This is a genomic window from Streptomyces sp. NBC_00704 (genome assembly GCF_036226605.1).
In the GTDB taxonomy this organism is placed as follows: domain Bacteria; phylum Actinomycetota; class Actinomycetes; order Streptomycetales; family Streptomycetaceae; genus Streptomyces.
The window spans coordinates 6,188,496-6,207,256 of the sequence record NZ_CP109000.1; the positions used below are offsets into that span (position 1 = coordinate 6,188,496).

The window sequence follows — 18,761 nt, forward strand, 5'->3', positions numbered from 1 at the left end:
GCTCGCTTCGTCGGGCTGGTGGTGAGGGCCGGTGGCGGGGGTCAGGCGTGCTCGATTCCGGTCGGGGTCGCCCACTCGACGAACTGGACGATCACGCCGTTGGGGTCGGTGACCTGGAAGAGGCGCTCTCCCCAGGGCTCCTCGCGCAGCGGCATGGTGATCTCGACGCCCGCGGCGCGCAGCCGCTTCTCCTCTTCGGCGACGTCGGTGACGGTGAAGGCGAGGATCAGGCCGGAGGCGCGCTGGTCGCGCTGGTCGGCCGGCAACACCTGGGTGCCGCGTGCGAGCAGGACGACGTCCATCGCGGCGTCGTCGCGCGACAGGGAGGCGAATCCGTGGGCGGCGGCCTGCTCGACGTAGCCGAGGTGGGTGATGAAGAACCGCTGGGACGCGGCAAGGTCGTTGACGGTGAGCGAGACGGTTGACGCGGTGATCTGCAAGCGGGTGCTCCTTATGGGTGGGGCTTGTCGTCGGCCGGTTGGCGGGGCGCCCAGCCGAGGATGGAAACTTACGATGGACATAAACTTATTCCGGCAGCATCAAGCCTGTCAACATAAAAATGCTACGAGTGTAAGATTGCGTCCATGGCTACCGACACCACATCGTCCGCGCAGCCCACCGGCCTGCGGGACGCCAAGAAGCAGGAGACGAGGCAGCTCATCTCCGACCACGCCACCCGCCTGTTCATCGCGCAGGGCTTCGAACAGACCACCATCGCCGAGATCGCCACCGCCGCCAGGGTTGCCAAGAAGACCGTCACCAACTACTTCCCACGCAAGGAAGACCTGGCCCTGGACCATCAGGACGCCTTCATCGCCTCCCTGGCTCACGCCGTGACCGACCGTCGGCCCGGCGAGTCCGCCCTGGCGGCACTACGCCGCGCCTTCGCCGACGCCGCGGCGGCCGCGGATCCGGTCGCCGGGTTCTCCGGCCCCGCCTTCGCCCGCATGATCGCCGACAGTCCCACCCTCTCGGCCTGCCTGCGCGGCCTGCACGACCGGCGCGAACATGCCTTGGCCGAGGCTCTCGCTGCGGCTGTCGGCGCACCACGAGACGACATCACCGTCCGCACCGCCGCCGGACTGCTCGGCACCGTCCACCGCATCCTGTTCCAGCGCATCCAAGACCTCACCCTGGCCGACCGCCCCAATGCCGAGATCGCCGAGACCGTCGACGCGGAGGCATCCCTCGCCTTCGACCTGCTCGAACCCTCCCTCGGCCACTACGCCATCGTCTGAACACTCCCGGCTCCACGGAGGGTGCACAGTTTCCCTCTGTGCAGCGGGTCGGGCAGACGCACTGCTTGTTCAAACTCGCTGACCTGCGGTGGCCCGCCAGGGGCGAGTGGGGCCGGCCGGTCGCCCTCGTTCGCGACGTGTCGGCGTGACTGTCGCCCACGAGGGCAGCCGACAGCGGCTTAGCAAAGGGCGCAAGCCGGTGATCGGTCATCACCTCCTCCGGCCCCATCGGTGACCACGGAGCGTATGCCGGAGGAGTCTCGGATCCGCTCCCGGGCCGTCCGGTCGCGGACGCCCAGGACGTCACCCGTACGGACGGTGCGACTCGGTGCGCGGGCTGGCCTAGGTGCTCCGATCCGCTTCAGCCGGCGATGGGCGTGACCCCCGCGGGAGCCGGGGCCAGTCGGTACCCGCCGTCCTCGCGTCGCACGTGTCCGGCGGTCGGCGGCGGGAAGTGGCTCCCGAGCAGGAGAGTTGACGTACCGGCCAGTGAGCCGAGCATCTGGTTCCGGGTCCTGGCCGCGAGTTCGGGAGCGACGTCCACACAGCTGCACAGCTCCGGGTGCGCCATCTGGACCGGGTGGTGGATGCTGTCGCCGGTGACCAGTGCGGTCTCGCCACGGCTGCTCAGTTCCACCGCTACCTGCCCCGGTGTGTGGCCGGGGGTGGGCAGCAGACGGATGCCCGGCGCGACGTCCGTGCCCTCGTCCGCGACATCGATGAGGTCGAACAGACCTGCTTCCCGGACGGGATGGACCGAGTCCCGGAACATCTGCCGGCGCGCCTCCTCCATGTCGACACCCGCCCAGTAGTCCCACTCGGTGCGTGACGTGAGATAGCGCGCGTTCGGGAAGGTGGGCACCCAGGCGTCGCCCTCGGCACGCGTGTTCCACCCCACATGGTCGGCGTGGAGGTGGGTCAGGACCACGACGTCAACGCTCTCCGGCGCGAAGCCCGCCGCCCGTAGCCGTGCTTCGTAGTCGCTGTTCAGGTTGTGCCACGCGGGGTTGGAGCGCCGCTTCCCGTTTCCGATGCCGGTGTCCACCAGCACCCGCATGCCGTCCACCTCGACGGAGAAGCTGTGACTCGCCAGGCGCAGGACGCCTTGTTCGTCGGCGAATTCGGGGCTCAGCCAGGGAGTCCGGCTCACGAGGTCGGTGGTTGCCCCGGGCAGCAGCCACGGACCGGTCTGGGCGGGCAGGATCACTTCGTCGACGCGTCGCACGGTGTGGTCGCCCACCGTCCAGGACGAGGCGGGGGGAGTAGCGGACTTGGCCGTTTGCGATGAGGTGAACACGAAGACCTTCCTTACCTGTCATGAGTCGCGAGGACGGAGATGTCTGGAGCGGGCGGGTGATGCGGATGTGTAGTCGCTCGTTGCCGGGCGGGAGTGGGAGCCCGCGGTGAGCAGCGCGATGAGGATCGAGGGGGGCAATGCGAACGGCAGGCGTCCGGGTGGGGGGGCGGGGAGGCGTGCGGCCCGCGGGGACGCCCTGCATGGGCGTCCTTCCCGTTCTAAAAGCGATTGGTTTGCTTTAAGGCACCGTAGGTCGTACGGTCGACTAAAGCAAATGGTTCGCGTTTACGGTGGTCGGAGGTCCTGTACCAGCCCCGGCCCGGCGCGCCGCACAGATCCGGAAGGAAGCCATGACCGGTGAACTCACCCCCCAGGAGGCAGCCCGAGGGGCGCTGCGGGCGGGGCTCCCCCTCGAGGACGGCCGACACGAAGAAGTGGCCCTGACGGCCAACCACATCCACTCCGTGATCAGCACCTTGCGCGAGCTCGATTTCGGCGAGACCCCTCCCGCGTCCTCCTACCGAGCCGGGCAGGGGAACGCCGATGCAGCCGTTTGAGCTGTCGCTGACCGAAGCCTCCCGTGCGGTGCGCGCACGGGAGCTGTCCCCCGTCGAACTCACCGAATCGGTGCTCGCCCGTATGGCAGCCGTCGAAGGACGAGTGGGCGCCTACGTCACCGTCGTCGCCGACGCGGCCCAGGCCGCGGCGGTCCGCGCCGAACGGGAGATCGCCGTAAGCGGACCGCGCGGGCCGCTGCACGGGATCCCCATGGCGCTCAAGGATCTGATCGACGCGGAGGGGATGCCCACCACGGCGAGTTCGCGCGTCCGGGCAGGGCACGTGGCGGAGCGCGACAGTCGGGTGGCCGAACGGCTCGGCGCCGCCGGGGCCGTACTCCTGGGCAAGACGCACACGCACGAGTTCGCCTACGGCCTGACCACTCCGCAGACGCACAACGCCTGGGACCACAGCCGGGTCGCGGGTGGGTCGAGCGGCGGCTCGGCGGTGGCTGTCGCCGCCGGCGGGGCGACGTTCGCCATGGGCACGGACACGGGCGGTTCCATCCGGGTCCCCGCGGCCCTGAACGGCGTGGTGGGCCTCAAGCCGACCTACGGCCTGGTCCCCCGTACGGGCGTGACCTCGCTGTCCTGGTCCCTGGACCATGTGGGCCCTCTCACCCGCACCGTCCAGGACGCCGCGCTGGTGCTGTCGGCGACCGCCGGCCACGACCCGCGCGATCCGGCGAGCGTGTCCGGCCCCACGCTGGACCGCTTCCCGGGAGGCGACCTGCGAGGACTGAAGGTCGGCGTACCGCGCAACCACTACTTCGATCGGGTCACCCCCGAGGTCGAGGAGTCCGTACGCGGCGCGATCGAGCGGCTGGCGGAGCTGGGGGCGGAGCTCGTCGACGTCGAGATCCCGATGGCGCACTACATCCGGGCCGTTCAGTGGGGGCTGATGGTTCCCGAGGCCACCGCCTACCACGAGCGGTCGCTGCGGGCCACCCCCGACCTGTACGCGGCGGACGTTCGCATCCTGCTGGAGGCCGGCGAACTCACCTCCGCCGGCGACTACCTCCGCGCCCAGCGGGCCCGCACCATGATGCGCGACGCCTGGGCTCGCATGTTCGACGGAATCGACGTCCTCGCCGCGCCGACGGTGCCGATGACCGCCGCCGAGGCGGGGCAGGAAGCCGTCGAGTGGGCCGATGGCACGACCGAGGCCGTGTCGGACAGCTACGTCCGCCTCTGTGCCCCCGCCAACATCACCGGCGTCCCGGCCCTCACCCTGCCGGTCGGTCACGACCACGCCGGACTGCCGATCGGAATGCAGCTGATGGCGCGCCCCTTCCACGACGCGACGGTGCTCCGTGCGGGCCGGGTCTACGAGGAGTCGGTGGCCGGCGCGGGGCGGCTCGCTCCCCTCGCCGGCTGAGGGAAGGCGGACGTTCCAGCCCGGCATGCGGTTGCGTCGCCGCAGGGGCGTCCACCGTGCTCGGCTGCCCGGATGCGCAGCCCTGCCGGTCGCCGACGCCGGCCATCGGCTAGAAGCAACAAATTCGCATTAAGGTGGATCGCATGAGTCCCAGGCCCATGGTCCGCCCCGGCGGGCGCAGCGCGCGCGTACAGGAGTCCGTCCATGCGGCGGTACGTGAGCTCGTAGGGGAGGTGGGCCGCGACGCGCTCACCGTCCCGATGGTGGCCACTCGGGCGGGCGTGACCCCCTCCACGATCTACCGTCGTTGGGGCGACCTGCAGGAACTCCTGTCCGACGTGGCCGTCGAACGACTGCGCCCGGAAACGGATCCGGCCGATCTCGGAAGCCTGCGGGCCGATCTCGACGCGTGGGCGGAACAGTTCCTCGACGAGATGGCCTCGCCGCCCGGGCGCGCCTACATCCGGGACGCCCTGCTCGGCGACCCCGACGGCGCCAATGCCGGTCAGTGTTCGGCGTATGCCGCAGAGCAGCTCGACGTCGTGGTGGCCCGTGCGGTGCAGCGGGGGGAGCCGGTGCCCGAGACGGAACTGCTGATCGACCGTGTCGTGGCGCCGATCATGTACCGCATCCTCTTCCGCCCTGGCCGACTGGACGCCGCATACGCGCGTGAGCTCGTGACGAACGCCGTGTACGTCCTCCAGGTCGAGGCCGGCGCTCGCCCCACCCAGGCCGCCGCCGCGCGGCGCTCGAAGAAACCCGACAGCTGACCACTTCGCTCATCGGGCGGTCCGGCCACTGGGCAGCGAAGGCCAAGTGGCTGGCTCGGTCCATGCGGGGAGAGCCCCGATCAGCGGCGGGCCGCGGACGCAGCCGCGGTGGCCGATCGAAGTGATCATCCCGATCCGGGCGGCCGCGTGGTCGGGATCGTCCGAGCCGGCGTTCAGGCTGAGAGGAGCCGAAGTGCTCCACCAGGCGGTCGGTGATCGCGCCGGGCAGCCTCGCGCACTAGCACAAAGCACATTGAGTAAGGAACGAATGTTCTTGTCGTGTCGCCCGGCCGTGGGCGGACGACGGATCAGGCGGCGGTGAAGCCGCCGTCCGCGGGGAGTACGGCGCCCGTGACGAAGGCGGACCGCGGGGAGACCAGGAAGCACAGGACTTCCGCGATCTCGCGGGGCTGCGCCACCCTGCCCAGGGGGTGGACGTCCGCGAAGGACGCGAGATGGGCACGGCTGTCGGGGCGGAAGGTGTCGAGGAAGTCGGTCTCGACAACGCCTGCGGCGACGAGGTTCGCGCGGATGCCCAGGGGGCCGCCCTCCAGTGCCAGCACCTTGGTCAGCTGGGCGAGAGCCCCCTTCGATGCGCTGTAGGCGACTCCTTCGGGCAGGCCGACCGTGGACGCGTACGAACCGGTACTGACGATGGCGCCGCCGCCCCGCTCCTCCATGGCCCGGAAGGCCTCGCGGGCGAAGAGGAAGGCACCGCGGGCGTTGACGTCCATCACCATGTCCCAGTCCCGTGCGGTGGTGTGCGTGACGGGCTTGTTCAGGGTGCGTCCGGCGTTGTTGACCAGGATGTCCAGTCCGCCGAAGGCTTCGACGGCGGCACCCACCGCGCGGGCGGCGGTTTCTTCCGCGGTGACGTCGCCGGTCACGGTCACGATCCCGGGCAACTCCTCCGAGAGCACGGCGAGTTCGGGACGTGTGTCGAGGGCGACGACGTGTGCGCCGCGGGTGTGGAGGAGGGATGCGGTCTCCTTGCCGATACCGCGCGCGGCGCCGGTGACGAGGGCCGTCTTCCCGGCGAACTCGGCGGCCTCGGCGGACGGGGTCGTGGATATCATTCGGGTGCTCCCCGGTGGGGTCGGGTTGGGGTGTCCGTACGCGGTCACGGACGGCTTCGTGGCCGAAAGAGGGGCCGTCATCAGTGGTCCCGGCTGTCGGGCCGGTGCCGGATGAGGAGCGCGGCGCCCAGGCCGACGAGCACGGTGGCGACGATGACGCCGGTACCGAGGCCGTAGCCCGCCAGAGGGTCACCCCGGTTCGTCCCCTGTCCGGCTTCGACGACCGCGGTGACGACGGCGAGGACGACGGCACCGCCGATCTGCATGAAGGTGTTGAGCAGGGCTCCCGCCAGCCCCTGGTCTCGGTCCGGCACCCCGGTCACGGCGCTCATGTTCAGCGCGGGAAAGGTCGCCGCGGTGCCGATCCCGTTGACGACCATGACGGGCAGGACCACGGTGAGGAAGGAGCTGTGGGGGCCGATCCGGAAGAACAGCACGTAGGACAGCGCGAGGAGCAGCATCCCGGCGGCGATCATCCTGTGCGTTCCGAACCGGGCGGCGAGCCGCCCCGCGAACGGCGCCAGCGCGCCGTTGGCGAGGCCCAGCGGGACGAAGGCGCCGGCGGTCTGCAACGGCGACCAGTCCAGCACCTTCTGCAGGTAGAGCGTGGCGAGGAACGCGAACGAGGTGTAGGCGCCCCACATGGCGAAGATCGTCAGGTTGGCGCCGGCGGTCGTGCGCCGGGTGAGGAAGGACAGCGGGACCAAGGGCCTGCGTGTGCGGGACTCGACCCGCACGAACAGGACGAGCAGGCCGGCCGCGGCGAAGAGGAGGACGAGGGTGCGGGCGGACAGCCGGCCGTGCGACGGAGCCTGGGTGAGGGCGTAGACCAGGAGCGCCAGGGCTCCGGTGGCCGTCAGTGCGCCAGGAACGTCCATCTTCTCGCGGACGCCGCGCCGGGGGTCCGCCGGGAGCAGGCGCCGCCCCGCGAGGAGCGCGCCCACAGCGATGGGCACGGGGAGCGCGAAGACCAGTCGCCACGACAGTTCGGTGAGCACGCCGCCGAGAACGAGTCCGCCGATGAAGCCGCAGGCGCCGGCGGTGGCGTACCAGCCGAGGGCACGGCCGCGCCGCGGACCCTCCGGCCAGTTGGTGGTGATCAGAGAAAGAGCCGCCGGGGCCAGGAAGCCCGCGGCGACGCCCTTCACCAGCCGCGCCGCGACCAGCAGGCCACCGGTCGGAGCGAGTGCTCCCAGCACACTCACCACGCCGAAGACGGCGACCGCGGTCAGGAACGCGCGTCGCCGGCCGAACAGATCGGCGACCCGGCCGCCCAGGAGGAGGAACCCGCCGTAGCCGAGGGCGTAGGCGGACACCACCCACTGGAGGGAGCCCGAAGTCATGCCGAGGTCGCGCTGGATCGCGGGCAGGGCCACGCCCACGTCGGACAGGTCTATGGCGTCCATGAAATGAGCCGCGCACAGCACCAGCAGGGCCAGGGTGCCGGGTGGCGGGGAGACCTCCGTGACGGCCCCGGTTCCGCCGGCGCCCGTGGCGATCTCGTCGGTCTGTTTCATTGCTCTGCCTTCCTCCGGTGACGGGGCGGCGGCCAGGGGCCCCCGCCGCGGCGGACTCCGTGTCCGTGATGGTGAGAGACGAGGACGCTGCCGCGCCTTCTCATGAGGGCTTCTCCGTCCGGTCCTCGCGGTAGAGCACGAGGTGTTCGTGGTGGAGCACGCCGTCCCGGATGTCGCCCGTGGCGGTGAAGCCGGTGTCGTCGACGTAGTCGAGGTGGTCGCCGGTCACCGTGTACCGGCCGGTGTACGCGCTGCGCCGGTCTCCGCGGGCCTCGTCGTAGCGCCCGTCCGGCAACAGCTCCTGACGGATGTGACCGTCCGCGGTCACCCACATGCCGACCACGTCGGCATGCCCGAAATCGCGGCCGCTCCGCGCGTCGCCTGTCATCACATGGCCTTCCTCGGTGGGTGCGGGTGTCTTGCCCGACCGAGTCTGCGCAGGTCATCGTGGGTGTACCAGGGTGCTCTCCGCCTGGGTGCGGCACACCCAGGCAGAGAGCGGATCCACTGCCTAGCCTGGAGGCCATGGACGACAACCATCTCGGGGACTTCCTCCGCGCGCGCCGTGCCCACCTGCGGCCACAGGACGTCAACATGGCGAGTCACGGCGTACGCAGGGTCACCGGACTGCGCCGCGAGGAGGTCGCCGTCCTGGCCGGCGTGAACGCCGACTACTACACCCGGCTGGAGCAGGGCCGCGAGCGTCATCCCTCGCCACAGGTGCTGGACGCGCTCAGCCGTGCCCTCCTGCTCGACGGGGACGCCCGCGGCCACCTGCGCCGCCTGGCTGGAGTGTCACCGGACGGCCAGGGCTCCCTCCACACCACCGAGCACGTCAGTCCCGCACTGCGTCAGCTGATGGACGGCTACCCGCACACCCCGGCGTTCGTGATGAGCCGCACCCTCGACCTCCTGGCCGCCAACGCTCTGGCCGACGCGCTCTACGCCCCCTTCACCCCCGCGGACAACCTGGCCCGCATGACCTTCCTCGACCCAGCCGGACGGGAGTTCTACCGAGACTGGGAGCGGGCCGCCCAGGCCGCCGTCGCCAACCTGCGCCAGGCGAGCGGCTTCGACCCCGAGCACCCGCGTCTGCGAGACCTGGTGGGCACACTGACCGAACACAGTGCCGCATTCCGGCGGCTGTGGGCGCAGCACACCGTGCGCGGAAAGACGCAGGACGCCAAGCAGCTTCTCCACCCGGATGTCGGTCCTCTCGCCCTCACCTACCAGTCCTTCGACGTCCGGGACGCCCCGGGCCAGCAACTCGTCATCTATCACGCCGAACCGGGCAGCCCCTCGGCGCAGGCCCTGGCCCTTCTCGGCTTCCTGTACGCCGACGGCAGGCGGAACCCGTCCCGTTCCGCCGGACAGTGAGGCCCGTGGCGCGCCCCCGAGCAGGAGGGTCCGTGCTGGCGGGTGTCTTCGGTCGGGTGGGTGGCGCCCGGGACTGTCGAACGAGTGGCTCTGGCCCGTAGTCCGTGGTGACGCAAGTAGCGAGATTCTGGCTGGCGTCGCCCTCGCCTTCTGCTTGAGGGCGACGCACAGGAGGGGCTTCAGACGACCAGAACCCGGCGTCCGCGTGTGTGACCGGCCTGGCTGTCGATGTGCGCCGCCGCGGCCTCGGCGAGCGTGTACGACTTCTCGACCGGGATGTGGAGCTTTCCCCGCGAGATGAGGCCGACGGCCTCGGCGAGCGCTTCCGGCACGCTCCCCGCCACGCCGGAGAACCGGACACCGAACTGCGGCGCGTCGAGATCGGCGATGGAGACCACCTTGTGCGCATCCCCGGTCAGCTCGACGAGCTCGGGGATCACGCCCGAGCCGGCCAGGTCGAGAGCCGCGTCGACAGGGCCGAGGTCCCGCACCCGCCCGACCCAGCCCTCGCCGTACGTCGTGGCGACGGCACCCAGGCTCCGCAGGTAGTCCTGGTTCGCGGCCCCAGCCGTGCCGATGACCGTGATGCCGCGGTCACGGGCGATCTGCAGGACCGCCGATCCGACTCCTCCGGACGCACCGCTGACCAGGAGTGTCTGCCCGGACTGCACACCGGCCTCGCGGATGACGCGCAACGCGGTCTCCACCACGGAGGGATACCCGGCCGCCTCTTCGAACGTCAGCGCCTCGGGCATACGGGCCCAGGCCGACAGCACGGCGAACTCGGCATACGTGCTCGACCCTTCGCCGAACACGCGGTCGCCGACCTTGACTCCTCCGACGCCCTCACCCACCTCGTCAACCACCCCGGAGGCGTCCAGCCCGACTCCGGAGGGCAACTCGATCGGATGGGCGCCCAGGACCTGGCCTTCACGGATCCTCCAGTCGACGGGGTTCACGCCCGCCGCCCGCACAGCGATGCGTATCTGGCCGGGGCCTGCGTGGGGCTCCTCGGCATCTATGAGTTGCAGGACGTCCGGACCGCCGAACTCGGCGAAGCTCACCTTCTTCATGCGGCGACCGTAACACTAACGGATAGGGTTTTGGAGTTGTTACGGATTCGCACCTGATAGCGTGAGGATATGACCGTGCCGACCGGACGCCGTGAGCGCAAGAAGGCCGCGACCCGCCAGAAGATCGCTGACGCCGCCCTCCAGCTCTTCCTGGAACGCGGGTACGACGCCGTAGGCATTCGTGACGTGGCTGCAGAGGCCGACGTGGCCGTCACCACGCTCTTCTCTCACTTCGCCTCGAAAGAGGCCCTGGTGTTCGAGCGGGACGACGACTTCCAGCAACGCCTCACGCGGGCGGTCAGCGAACGGGCGCCGCACGAGCCGCTCGTCCCCGCACTGCGCCGCGAGGTCCAGGCCCTGGTGCGCCACTGCACGGCGGACAGCGCCGCCCCGATCTGGCGCATGATCGACGAGTCGCCCGCCCTGCGGAAGTACGAGGAGTCGATGAGACTGCGCCACGCGGAGTCGCTGGCAACGGCCATCGCCGCCGACCCCGACCTGTCCCGGACCACAACGGCCTGCCGGGCGATCGCGAGGTTCGTGATCGACGCCTATTCGCTGGCCCGAGAGGCGGCCGACCCGAAGGCCGCGGTGGACGAGATCTTCCGGATGATCGAGGCAGCCTGGGAGGCCAACTGCCCCTCGGCTGAGTGCAGGGCCGTCCGGGCAGTGGGGGGAAGCGGAGGGTGAGAAGGGCTCGGTCTCGGGGAAAGCCGCTTCGGGCTGGTGGTGCAGGAAGCGGTCGCACAGGTCGGCGATGTCCAGGCCGCTGGTGGTGCGGGCGAACTCGGTCCACGGCCTGTTCTCCCTCACCTGGTCAGCGGCGACCGGTGCCCTGGCGCTGCTCGTCCTCCACACCCACCGATCTTCCCGCTCACCGAGGTCCCGCAGAACGAGAGTCCAGGCAGGATGATCATGGTGCGGACGGTCCTCCTGCGGGTGGGACTCCGCTTGGCCCGAGGACTCCAATCAGCGGTGTGAGCGGGTTGCCGGTGGCAGCTCACCCTCTTGTCTGCGACCAGTGCGCGCGACGTTTCGCGTCGTTACTCCTGTGCCGCAGGGGGTGTGCACAGGGCGATCACGGCGCGCCTCCCCTCGCCCCCTACGACGCAGTGTTGGTCATGACGCTCGTTTGACGCTCCGGGTGCCCACAGGCGGTGCAGCAGGCCGCAAAAGGGGCCCTGAACTGCACCTTTCAGGACCTCGCCGAAGCCGACATCCTTCCGATGACGCATCACGTGGAGTGCGTGGCGATTCTGGAGCCTGCCGAGAAGGGGATCTGACCTGCGGTTTTGTATGTCGGATGGTCAGCTCGGCCTGATTTCGCCCGCGCGTGTGCTGCTGTCTCGTCGCGCGCACCTCGCGACCGAGACCGCGGCCCGGGCGGGCTACGAAGGACGGCGTCGTGGGCCGAGGTCTTGAGCGGCTGGTATCACCTCGCCACCTAGATACCAGCCCGGTATCATTTCCTCTATGGCGATGACACTCCGACTCCCCGACGACCTGGACGCGAAGCTCACCGAGCGGGCTCGTCGGGAGGGGCGCAGCAAGCAGGAACTTGCCATCGAGGCCATCCGCGACGCCCAGAATCGGGCCGAGCTGAAGGTCGATGACGTCCTCGCCGAACTGATGGACAGCGATGCGGAGATCCTGGACTACCTGAAGTGACCGAAGTGCGCTACGTCCAGCTCGACGAGATCCTGGCCATCGCCCGCACGGTCAACGGTACCGAGCACAGCGTGCGTGACATGGGACTTCTGGTGTCGGCGATCGAACGGCCCCGGACGAACGTGTTCGGGGCCGAGCTGTATCCCACGCCGCACGAGAAGGCTGCGGCACTGTTGCACTCCGTTGCCCGCAATCACGCGCTGATCGACGGCAACAAGCGCACCGCCTGGCTTGCCATGCGTGTCTTCCTGCGGTTCAACGGCGTCAGCGCCAGTACCGTCCCGCCACCCGTCTCCCTGGCCGGCCCGTTCGTCGAGGAAGTCGCGCAGGACAACATCGATGTACCGGCCATCGCCAAGCGCCTGTCGGCCTGGTTCCCCGTTTCCTGACGTTCGACGCCATGGGCACGGGACGGTACGGGACGGAACTGAGGCGTACGTCGGCTACGGAGGGCTCTTCCCGGCCGACGCCCGCGCCTGCCTCTCCAGGTCGCCCGCGCCATCCGTCTCCGGCCGGAGAGAGCGCGCGCCGGCCGCGCCGCAGCCCTTCGTTACGGCGCTGACGGACGGGTCGGAACCGGTCCCCGCGGCGTCGGTCCCGGGGGCGGGCCGCGCGGCCCCGTCGGAGACTGGAACAGCTCCGGCATGGCCTGGCATGACGTGGCATGACATCGCCTGGCCTGGCCCGTCCAGGGATGGACCGGGTCGCCGACGCGGTCACCTGCCGGGTGGCGCATGCGAATGCTTCTCGGGGTTACTCAGATCGACAGGCACCGAACGCGAGAACGAGGTGAGCCGGATGAGCGGACGCGCATACCGCCGGGCCCTGGTGACGGGCGGAGCCGGATTCGTGGGATCGCACCTGTGCAGGCGGCTGCTCGGCGCGGGAGCCGAGGTCGTCTGCCTCGACAACCTGGCCACCGGATCGCGGTCGAACCTGGCCGGTCTGCGGGCCGAGAGCGGGTTTCGCTTCGTGCGGGGCGACGCCACCGATCCCGCGGCCTGGCGCGCGCTGCCCGGCCGTTTCGACCTGGTCCTGCACTTCGCCTGCCCGGCCTCTCCCGCCGACTACCTGCGGCTGCCGCTGGAGACCCTCGCCGTCGGCAGCGACGGCACCCGCCACGCGTTGGAGCGGGCCCGGCGCGACGACGCACGCTTCGTTCTCGCCTCCACCTCGGAGGTGTACGGCGATCCGCTGGAGCATCCGCAGACGGAGACGTACTGGGGCAACGTCAATCCGGTCGGTCCGCGCAGCGTCTACGACGAGTCCAAGCGCTTCGCCGAAGCCCTGGTGACGGCCCACCGGGGCGTGCGCGGCACCGACGCGGCCATCGTCCGCATCTTCAACACCTACGGCCCCCGCATGCGCGCCGGCGACGGCCGCGCCGTGCCCACCTTCATCGCCCAGGCGCTGGACGGCGCGCCCCTGACCGTCGCCGGCGACGGCAGCCAGACGCGCTCGCTGTGCTACGTCGACGACACGGTCGACGGCGTCCTCGCCTTGGCGGCCTCGGACGAGCCGGGGCCCGTGAACGTCGGCGGCGGCGAGGAGATCACGATGCTGGGCCTCGCCCGCCGGATCGTCGATCTCACCGGCTCCGCCTCCCGCATCCGTTTCGTCGAGCGCCCCGCCGACGACCCCACGCGTCGCCGGCCCGACACCCGGCTGGCGCGCGAGCGGCTCGGCTGGCAGCCGCGGGTCGGGTGGAGCGAGGGGCTGGAACGCACGATCGACTGGTTCACCCGTTCGGCGGCAGCCTGAGTGCGACGCGTCGCGCCGGACGCGGACACGCGGGACGGACGCCACAGGCCCGTCCCGCCAGAGCAGCCCGCCTCCGACGACTGATGCGCCCTGACGTCCGGGGGCAGTGACCGGGCGGTCCGCGGCGGCGCCAGCGGTTGCCCGCGGGCGTGCTGTCTCCAAGTGTTGGAGACAACCCCAGGCTGGCCTCGCGGCCCAGGCAGCACTTCCTTCCCAGGGGCGGAGCTACTGTCCATGCGCATCCTCGGCATCAACGCCCTGTTTCACGACCCGGCCGCCGCTCTCGTCCTCGACGGCCGCACGGTAGCGGCCGCGGAGGAGGAGCGCTTCAGCCGCCGAAAACACGGCAAACGGCCGGTGCCGTTCTCCGCCTGGGAGCTGCCCGAACTCTCCGCCCGCTGGTGCCTGGAGCACGCGGGCGTACGGCCGGAGGAACTCGACGCGGTCGCCTACTCGTTCGATCCGCAGCTCGCGCGCCCGGCCCGTGACATGGGGCTGAACGACCCCTGGGACCCCCTGCGGCTGGACTACGCGCGCCGCGCTCCCGAGTTCCTCGCCGAGGCCCTGCCCGGCCTGGACCCGGACCGGGTCGTCTTCGTCCCCCACCACGTGGCGCACGCCGCCTCCGCCGCACTCGCCTCGCCTCACCCGGACAGCGCCGTCCTGGTCCTCGACGGGCGCGGCGAGGCCGCCTCCCACCTGGCCGGACGCTATCGCGACGGCAGGCTCGACACCCTGGCCGCGCAGGCGCTGCCCCACTCCCTGGGCCTGTTCTACGAGGAGCTGACCGAGCACCTGGGCTTCCTGCGCAGCAGCGACGAGTACAAGGTGATGGCCCTCGCCTCCTACGGCAAGCCCCGCTTCCTGCCCCAGTTGCGGCAGCAGGTGCATCCGACCGGCGACGGCGGCTTCCGCGCCCACGGCGTCGACTGGGCCGCCTTCTGCCCGCCCCGCCCGAGGGCTGAGGAATGGGCGCGCGTGCACGCCGACCTCGCCGCCAGTGCTCAGGCGGTGCTGGAGGAGCTGCTGCTCGAACTCGTCCACTGGCTGCACCGCGAGGCCGGGGGAGAGGCGCTGACGATGGCCGGCGGTGTGGCTCTCAACTGCGTCGCCAACTCCAGGATCGCCGAGCGCGGCCCGTACCGGCACGTGTGGGTGCAGCCCGCGGCCGGGGACGCCGGGACCGCGCTCGGCGGGGCCCTCCACCTCGCGGACAACCCCCGGGCGATGCCCGGCGCGGACCTCGGCCGCGGCTGGAGCGACGAGGAGCTGCGTGCCTGGCTCGACCAGGCCGCGATCCCCTACGAGAAGCCCGACGACATCGCGGAGGCGGTCGCCGAGGAGCTGGCCCGGGACGGGATCGTGGCCTGGTTCCAGGGCCGCAGCGAGTACGGGCCACGCGCTCTCGGACACCGCTCCCTGCTGGCCCACCCCGGCCGGGCGGAGAATCTGGAGCGGCTCAACCACGTGAAGGGGCGTGAGGAGTTCCGCCCCGTGGCGCCCATGGTCCTCGCCGACCGGGCCGACGAGCTGTTCACCGGGCCGCTGCCCAGTCCGTACATGCTGTTCGTGCACGACGTGGCAGTGCAGTGGCGCGAGCGCATCCCGGCTGTCGTGCACGTCGACGGGACCGCCCGCATCCAGACCGTCGACGAGCGGCAGGAACCCCTGGTGGCCCGGATGCTGCGCGGCTTCGAACGGCGCACCGGGCTGCCCGTCGTCGTCAACACCAGTCTCAACACCGCGGGCCGCCCCATGGTGGACGATCCCCGCGACGCCCTGGAGTGCTTCGGCTCGGCGCCCGTGGACCTGCTGGCGATCGGACCGTACGCGGTGCGCCGGGGGAAGGCGTTCTCGTGACCGGCATGGATACGGCGTACGCCGTCGTGATTCCCACGCTCGTGCGGGACACCCTCACGGACTGCCTGACGGCGCTCGCCGCCGCGAGCGGCCCGAAGCCGCAGGAGATCGTCCTCGTGGACGACCGGCCCGACTCCGCGTCCGACCCCGGTGCGCTGGAGCGCGCGCTGAGCGTCCTCGGTGACCTGCGCGGGCGCACGTTCGTCGTGGCGAGCGGCGGGCGCGGTCCCGCGGCCGCCCGCAACACCGGACGGCACGCGGTCGCCGCCCCGTGGGTGGCGTTCCTCGACGACGACGTCCAGGTGGGCCCGCACTGGTGCGAGCAGCTGGCGCGGGACCTGGCCGACGCGTCCCCCGACACCGCCGGCGTCCAGGGCGTCATCGCCGTCCCGCTGCCCGGTGAGCGCCGCCCCACCGACTGGGAGCGGGGGACGGCCGGCCTCGCCCGGGCCCGCTGGATCACCGCCGACATGGTCTACCGCGCCGACGCGCTCAAGCAGGTCGGGGGCTTCGACGAGCGTTTCCGCCGGGCCTTCCGCGAGGACGCCGACCTCGCACTGCGGATACTGGACGCCGGGTGGAGCATCCGGCAGGGCTGCCGCACCACGCGCCATCCCGTGCGCTCCGCCGACCGCTGGGCGTCCCTGCGGGCCCAGCGCGGCAACGCCGACGACGCCCTGATGCGCTACCTGCACGGCCCCCACTGGTGGGCGAGGGCCGGCGCGCCGCGCGGACGCCTGCGCCGCCATCTGGCGATCACCGCGGCCGGCGCCGCGGCGTGCGCACTCGCCCTCGCCGGCCGTCGCGGGGCCGCGGCCGCCGCCGCGGTCGGCTGGGCGGCCGCGACGGCGGAGTTCGCGTGGGCGCGGCGAAAGGGAGTCAGCGTGCGTGGACGAGGCCGGCGTCTCACCAGGGCTCGGGCCCTGTCGCTCTGCGTGTTCCTGTTGCTCCTGGCCGCCTGCGGCGGCACCGGGCAGCGCCGGGCGCAAGTCTCCACGGCGGCCGCGGCTTTCGAGGAGGCACTGAGCGAAGGCGACGGGGCGGCACTGTGCACGGCTCTCGCCCCGCAGACACGCCAGGAGGTGGAGAGTGCGGCGAAGAAGGCATGCGCCGACGCCATTGAAACCCAAGGCCTCCCTGCCGGGGGACCGGTTCGTGGCGTGGACGTCCATGGCCGTCAGGCACGCGCCGTGCTGGCTTCGGACACGTTGTTCCTCTCGCAGTTCCCGGGCGGCTGGAAGATCGTCGCCGCCGGGTGCGAGCCCCGCCCCGGTCGGCCCTATGAGTGCTCGGTCAAAGGGAGCTGACGCATGCGCACCATGTTCACCCTCTGCCTGACCGTCGTCCTGGGAGGCCTGGCCTACTTCATCGCGGTGGGACTGATGCAGCGATGACCGCCCCCACGTCGCCGCCCCCGTCCGGCCCCTCGGAGCAGAACAAGGCCGACACCGTGGGAAGCCGCATGCGCCGCTTCGTCCGGGACAACGGCATGACTCTGAGCTTCGGATGCGCGTTCCTGCTCGCACTCGCCGGGCAGGCGATCGCGGGCTGGACGGAGTTCGACAACCAGCTCGCCACCGACGGCCTCGCGCAGATCGGCTTCCTCGACTACCTGACGTCCTCGGACTTCGCCGTGGACGTGACGGAGAACTGGCAGTCGGAGTACCTGCAGTTCTTCCTGTACATCTTCGCCACCGTCTGGCTGCTCCAACGCGGCTCACCGGAGTCCAAGGAGATGCACAAGGCCGGTCCGGAATCGGACGAGGACCAGCGCGTCGGCGAGCACGCGGGCCCGGACTCCCCGCGCTGGGCGAAGAGCGGCGGAGTGCGTCAGGCGGTGTTCTCCCGGTCCCTCGGCCTGGTGATGGGCGCGCTGTTCCTCCTGTCCTGGCTGGCTCAGTCCGTCGCGGGCGTCGCCGCCTACAACGAGCAGCAGCTGAGGCAGCTGCAAGCCCCGGTCAGCTGGACGCAGTACATCGCCTCCGCCGACTTCTGGAGCCGCAGCCTTCAGAACTGGCAGTCCGAGCTGCTGGCCGTCGCGTCCATGGCCATCCTCTCCGTGTACCTGCGCCAGCGTGGCTCCCCGGAGTCGAAACCCGTCGGCGCCCCCCACACCTCCACCGGCGTCGAAGGATGAGCGGAAGTGGCGCCCGGCTCGACCGCTGACCCACGGCGTCGGCCTTTGCGGCCACGGGCCTTGCGGCTCAGGTCCGTGTACCGGCTCACTTGTTCTGTTCGGTGCTGTCGTGCTTGCCGGCGCCGGGGCGGTCGTCGCGGTGGCGGCTGCCGGGGAGCTTTTCCTGGACCTTGGCCTTGAGCCCCTGTTTCACCATGGAGCCGGGACGAAACGTCGCTCCCACGTAGTCCGCCCGGTCGCCCGAGCGTCGGCCCGGGGCCTTCTTGGTCCGGTGGCTTCCTGGTCCGGTCGGGTGGCCCGGCGGAGTCGTCCGCCCGCGGCGGGGTACGGCTGTGTCATGAAGGCACTGGTGATCAACTGCACGCTCAAGAAGTCCCCCGAGCCGTCCAACACCGCCGCACTGGCCCAGGTCGTCGGCGACTGGCTGGCGGAGAACGCGGGCGTCGAGGTCGAGTACGTCCGGGCCGTGGATCTCGACATCCACCCCGGCGTGGTCAGCGAAGCCGTCGCCGCCGGTGACGACTGGCCCGCGGTGCACGCCGCGCTGCTGCGGGCGCAGATCCTCGTCATCGCGTCCCCGACCTGGCTCGGCCGCCCGTCCTCGGTCGCCCAGCGGGTGCTGGAACGCATGGACGCCATGCTCTCCGAGACGGACGACGAGGACCGCCCCGTCGCCTACAACCGCGTCGCGGGAGTCGTCGTCACCGGGAACGAGGACGGGGCCCACCACGTGATCAGCGAGATCAACGGCGCCCTGTGCGACATCGGCTACACCGTGCCCGGCCAGTCGTGGACCTACTGGCACCTGGGCCCCGGGCCGGGTCCGGACTACCTCGACGACCGACGCGGTCACGACTGGGCGCACAAGACCGGCCGCGCGATGGCCGCCAATCTGCACGGCACCGCGCGTGCGCTGGCCGCGAGCCCGCTGGGCGCTCCGCCTCAGTGAGCCGTGCCCGGTGGCGCGGGAAGACCCGCGCGGGAAGACAGGGCCGTCCACCGTCGCGGGCGGCATGCGCAGTGACTTCCGGCGCCTCGCCCGCGAGGAGCCC

The 18,761-nt window shown here is 71.2% G+C and carries 19 protein-coding genes and 1 pseudogene; 14 read left to right on the top strand and 6 right to left on the bottom strand.

What is annotated here, in order from left to right; genetic code table 11:
• Positions 1–41 precede the first annotated feature (41 nt).
• Complete coding sequence (locus tag OG802_RS26940) at positions 42–440, bottom strand: VOC family protein (RefSeq protein WP_329414453.1); 399 nt, start codon at positions 438–440, stop codon at positions 42–44.
• A gap of 144 nt (positions 441–584) precedes the next feature.
• Here OG802_RS26940 and OG802_RS26945 point away from each other — a divergent pair, with 144 nt between their 5' ends.
• On the top strand, positions 585–1,238 hold the full coding sequence (locus tag OG802_RS26945) for a TetR/AcrR family transcriptional regulator (RefSeq protein ID WP_329414455.1): 654 nt from the start codon (positions 585–587) through the stop codon (positions 1,236–1,238).
• A 361-nt stretch (positions 1,239–1,599) separates the two neighbouring features.
• Here the strand turns inward: OG802_RS26945 and OG802_RS26950 are convergent, their stop codons facing one another.
• Positions 1,600–2,535, bottom strand: a complete 936-nt coding sequence (locus OG802_RS26950) for an MBL fold metallo-hydrolase (RefSeq protein ID WP_329414457.1) — start codon at positions 2,533–2,535, stop codon at positions 1,600–1,602.
• Positions 2,536–2,885: 350 nt separating this feature from the next.
• Between OG802_RS26950 and OG802_RS26955 the strand changes: the two genes are divergently transcribed.
• From OG802_RS26955 to OG802_RS26965, 3 genes are all read left to right on the top strand, one after another.
• Positions 2,886–3,092 carry a hypothetical protein gene (locus OG802_RS26955; protein WP_329414459.1) on the top strand — a complete coding sequence of 69 codons (207 nt, stop codon included), beginning with the start codon at positions 2,886–2,888 and terminating at the stop codon, positions 3,090–3,092.
• A complete protein-coding gene (locus OG802_RS26960) occupies positions 3,079–4,470 on the top strand; it encodes an amidase (RefSeq protein WP_329414461.1) in 1,392 nt (463 codons plus the stop codon). The genes OG802_RS26955 and OG802_RS26960 overlap by 14 nt, the downstream gene beginning before the upstream one ends.
• A 143-nt stretch (positions 4,471–4,613) precedes the next feature.
• Positions 4,614–5,240 (top strand): TetR/AcrR family transcriptional regulator, encoded by a 627-nt coding sequence (locus OG802_RS26965; RefSeq protein WP_329414462.1) that lies wholly within the window; start codon positions 4,614–4,616, stop codon positions 5,238–5,240.
• A gap of 308 nt (positions 5,241–5,548) precedes the next feature.
• On the opposite strand, the gene OG802_RS26970 is transcribed toward OG802_RS26965, so the two are convergent.
• The 3 genes from OG802_RS26970 to OG802_RS26980 all read right to left on the bottom strand — a co-directional run bounded on the left by OG802_RS26970 (position 5,549) and on the right by OG802_RS26980 (position 8,221).
• Positions 5,549–6,316 carry an SDR family NAD(P)-dependent oxidoreductase gene (locus OG802_RS26970; protein ID WP_329414463.1) on the bottom strand — a complete coding sequence of 256 codons (768 nt, stop codon included), beginning with the start codon at positions 6,314–6,316 and terminating at the stop codon, positions 5,549–5,551.
• 80 nt (positions 6,317–6,396) lie between these two features.
• Positions 6,397–7,833: an MFS transporter gene (locus OG802_RS26975; protein ID WP_329414465.1), complete on the bottom strand. Its 1,437-nt coding sequence runs from the start codon at positions 7,831–7,833 to the stop codon at positions 6,397–6,399.
• 100 nt (positions 7,834–7,933) lie between these two features.
• Positions 7,934–8,221: an Atu4866 domain-containing protein gene (locus OG802_RS26980; protein ID WP_329414467.1), complete on the bottom strand. Its 288-nt coding sequence runs from the start codon at positions 8,219–8,221 to the stop codon at positions 7,934–7,936.
• Positions 8,222–8,358: 137 nt separating this feature from the next.
• Between OG802_RS26980 and OG802_RS26985 the strand changes: the two genes are divergently transcribed.
• Positions 8,359–9,210: a helix-turn-helix transcriptional regulator gene (locus OG802_RS26985; protein ID WP_329414469.1), complete on the top strand. Its 852-nt coding sequence runs from the start codon at positions 8,359–8,361 to the stop codon at positions 9,208–9,210.
• 179 nt (positions 9,211–9,389) lie between these two features.
• On the opposite strand, the gene OG802_RS26990 is transcribed toward OG802_RS26985, so the two are convergent.
• Complete coding sequence (locus OG802_RS26990; protein ID WP_329414472.1) at positions 9,390–10,283, bottom strand: NADP-dependent oxidoreductase; 894 nt, start codon at positions 10,281–10,283, stop codon at positions 9,390–9,392.
• 69 nt (positions 10,284–10,352) lie between these two features.
• On the opposite strand from OG802_RS26990, the gene OG802_RS26995 reads away from it, so the two are divergent.
• The 9 genes and pseudogenes from OG802_RS26995 (at position 10,353) to OG802_RS27035 (ending at position 18,658) form a co-directional block, all read left to right on the top strand.
• Complete coding sequence (locus OG802_RS26995; protein WP_329414474.1) at positions 10,353–10,973, top strand: TetR/AcrR family transcriptional regulator; 621 nt, start codon at positions 10,353–10,355, stop codon at positions 10,971–10,973.
• A gap of 467 nt (positions 10,974–11,440) precedes the next feature.
• A complete protein-coding gene (locus OG802_RS27000) occupies positions 11,441–11,566 on the top strand; it encodes a hypothetical protein (RefSeq protein ID WP_329414476.1) in 126 nt (41 codons plus the stop codon).
• A 190-nt stretch (positions 11,567–11,756) separates the two neighbouring features.
• Entirely contained in the window at positions 11,757–11,951 is a 195-nt protein-coding gene (locus OG802_RS27005; protein ID WP_037672007.1) for a ribbon-helix-helix protein, CopG family, read from the top strand.
• Positions 11,948–12,340: a type II toxin-antitoxin system death-on-curing family toxin gene (locus OG802_RS27010; RefSeq protein ID WP_329414478.1), complete on the top strand. Its 393-nt coding sequence runs from the start codon at positions 11,948–11,950 to the stop codon at positions 12,338–12,340. Before OG802_RS27005 ends, OG802_RS27010 begins: the two co-directional genes overlap by 4 nt.
• 409 nt (positions 12,341–12,749) lie before the next feature.
• On the top strand, positions 12,750–13,712 hold the full coding sequence (locus OG802_RS27015; RefSeq protein WP_329414480.1) for a UDP-glucuronic acid decarboxylase family protein: 963 nt from the start codon (positions 12,750–12,752) through the stop codon (positions 13,710–13,712).
• A gap of 234 nt (positions 13,713–13,946) precedes the next feature.
• The gene (locus tag OG802_RS27020) at positions 13,947–15,572 is read left to right on the top strand and encodes a carbamoyltransferase family protein (protein ID WP_329414484.1); all 1,626 of its coding nucleotides are present in this window, start codon (positions 13,947–13,949) and stop codon (positions 15,570–15,572) included.
• Positions 15,573–15,577: 5 nt separating this feature from the next.
• Positions 15,578–16,441 (top strand): annotated as a pseudogene (locus OG802_RS27025) (glycosyltransferase family 2 protein); the annotation flags it as partial.
• 593 nt (positions 16,442–17,034) lie between these two features.
• Positions 17,035–17,709, top strand: coding sequence for a DUF6766 family protein (locus tag OG802_RS27030; RefSeq protein ID WP_329417420.1), 675 nt, complete (start codon positions 17,035–17,037; stop codon positions 17,707–17,709).
• A gap of 337 nt (positions 17,710–18,046) precedes the next feature.
• Positions 18,047–18,658 carry a flavodoxin family protein gene (locus OG802_RS27035; protein ID WP_329414486.1) on the top strand — a complete coding sequence of 204 codons (612 nt, stop codon included), beginning with the start codon at positions 18,047–18,049 and terminating at the stop codon, positions 18,656–18,658.
• Positions 18,659–18,761: the final 103 nt, after the last annotated feature.